This is a genomic window from Xenorhabdus sp. SGI246, assembly GCF_040838225.1.
GTDB lineage: Bacteria > Pseudomonadota > Gammaproteobacteria > Enterobacterales > Enterobacteriaceae > Xenorhabdus > Xenorhabdus indica.
The window spans coordinates 1-2,061 of sequence record NZ_JBFPEZ010000164.1; the positions used below are offsets into that span (position 1 = coordinate 1).

The 2,061-nt window shown below is 33.5% G+C and carries 4 protein-coding genes; all 4 read right to left on the bottom strand.

Annotated elements, in window-relative coordinates:
- Positions 1 to 16 precede the first annotated feature (16 nt).
- Entirely contained in the window at positions 17 to 202 is a 186-nt protein-coding gene (locus ABLA85_RS18960; RefSeq protein WP_367965853.1) for a hypothetical protein, read from the bottom strand.
- Between the two features lie 202 nt (positions 203 to 404).
- Positions 405 to 785 (bottom strand): SMI1/KNR4 family protein, encoded by a 381-nt coding sequence (locus ABLA85_RS18965; protein WP_367965854.1) that lies wholly within the window; start codon positions 783 to 785, stop codon positions 405 to 407.
- A gap of 180 nt (positions 786 to 965) precedes the next feature.
- Positions 966 to 1,472 (bottom strand): SMI1/KNR4 family protein, encoded by a 507-nt coding sequence (locus tag ABLA85_RS18970; protein WP_367965855.1) that lies wholly within the window; start codon positions 1,470 to 1,472, stop codon positions 966 to 968.
- A 1-nt stretch (position 1,473) separates the two neighbouring features.
- A partial coding sequence (locus ABLA85_RS18975) for an RHS repeat-associated core domain-containing protein (protein WP_367965856.1) occupies positions 1,474 to 2,061 on the bottom strand: 588 nt, incomplete at its 5' end.

Here is a 2,061-nt window from a genome sequence, read left to right on the forward strand (position 1 = left end):
GGGGTTAATTAGGCGCTTACAGAAAAAAATCACCCCAAATTGCATAGTTATTTGGAACATCCTGATCAAAAAGAAGTTTTATAGCATCATCTTTATTTTCTATAATTTCATACCCTTCTAACTCATCAGAAGAGCCAGAAAGAAAATCAGAGCTTTTAAAAAATATCATTGGCTCCATATAAAAGTCTATTGTTTCATTCATTGATATCACCCTAATATTTTACCTCAATGATCAAGCATTCTTTATCGTTCCCCTTTAAGAGTTCAATGATAAAATTGATGATGACCTTTTCTACTTGATCCCTATAGATTGAAATAGTATAGGGACTTTCCAGTTTTATACTTGATGTGAACTATTCAGCCAAGATAATGAGTTAAATCTATCTTGGCTGATTTCTAGATATTTACATTCCTAATTTATAAATATTATCGGCTTCCTTATCCCCATCCTCCTCCATATCAACGCTACCTAAAGCACCCAAATCTAAGCTATAAATAACATCACTTTCCTGACCTTTTTCTACATAAATAAAATAACCAAGATCACCATCTTGGCCAATTAAAAAGTAGTTTTTCTCAGCTTGTTGAATAGTATGTGTTTTATTTCTTTCAAGAACATAGTCGAAATTATAAACATATATATTTTCTTGTTCTTTACCAGTTATCTCGATATAAGGTTTATCTTGAATTCCCTCAGACAAAAATCTTCTATAATAATAGGGTAATTTAATATCCATTTCTTTTTCAATAAAATCTAATCTTCCTAAAGTATCTTCTTTATTCATGGGTTTTTCTTTTGATAAATCTAGGTATTAAAGAATGTTTTTTTACTCCAGCTTATCAGTTTGTATCATATCACAAACTTGTTTCTTGTTTGAGGCTGGATAGTAATTAAAACCCCACCTTGTTATTATCTCACAAAACAGGGTGGGATGACATAGATGCTAAACTAAATCTAAAGAAAACTATATTTTCTTCGATTTACTTCTGACTAGTTTAATAATCCATTCATTGAATGATGAAAACTCTGCTTCTTCAATCCAATATTCAGGAGGCACATCAGGATAAAAAATAGAATAGCAGCTTTCACTCTCTTCTAACATCCAAAATCCGCCAAAATATCCTGTTTTAGGTATTGATGTTGTCAATAATAAATTAGGATATAGATCCTCACCATATCCTTCAAATACTTCTTTTGAAAAACTCTTTATTTCAGCTGGTTCTAATACTTCAATCCCAGCAGTAATTTCACTTGAAAATATATCTACAGAGCCAACGTTTTCAAGAAAGTCTTTATATTCATCAGGAAGTAACAGATTGTTATTACTTTCAAAGTTAGTAAGTTCAGTGTGATTGAATTTCTTTTTTAAAATAAATGAAAATAATTCCCCATCACCTAAATCAATCAATTCACCATTGCTTTTTACAATCCATTCATTCAATAAGTTATAAGCATCAACAATTTTCATCATATCACCTTAAACGACTCAATAGATTCCATATTTTTCCGCCTACCTTCTGATAAGGTATGTGAGTTCTTAAAGCAGAGCCAGTTCCATGTATTGTTCCTGTATGTGGATGTTTAACAGGAATTAAATTCCACCATTCATTTGTTCCACCATTTTTCAGTGGGATTACATGATGAGGCGTTGCTCGTTTACCATTAGCGAGTGTAGGCCAAGAGTTTCCTGTTTGTTTCTCCCACTCTCTGATTAGACCTTTTTCATTCTCACTAAAATGCTCTCTCATTTTTCTATTCAGTTTTGATGAGCGCTCTTTTACAACGGGTAGCTTATCTCTGATCATTCCTTTCTGACGCTCACCTATTTTAGATAGTGACCATTTGTCGACATCATCAAATATTTCTTTTAAAGGACAACTGGCTAATCCTAAAGGGTCGACTCCCCTTGTTGGGTTTTGTACATAGCTATATAAGTTGCTTCCACCCAATAATCCGATCGGGTCTGGTGTCAGGTACTGCCCTGCAACAGGTGAAAAATACCTGAAGCGATTATAGACAAGTCCACTCTCGTCGTCCAACCACTGGCCGGCGAAGGGCCA

Excerpts from the sequence above, each read along its gene's own strand:
- ABLA85_RS18960 (WP_367965853.1), bottom strand. The coding sequence starts at position 202 with ATGAATGAAACAATAGACTTTTATATGGAGCCAATGATATTTTTTAAA.
- ABLA85_RS18965 (WP_367965854.1), bottom strand. The coding sequence starts at position 785 with ATGAATAAAGAAGATACTTTAGGAAGATTAGATTTTATTGAAAAAGAA.
- ABLA85_RS18970 (WP_367965855.1), bottom strand. The coding sequence starts at position 1,472 with ATGATGAAAATTGTTGATGCTTATAACTTATTGAATGAATGGATTGTA.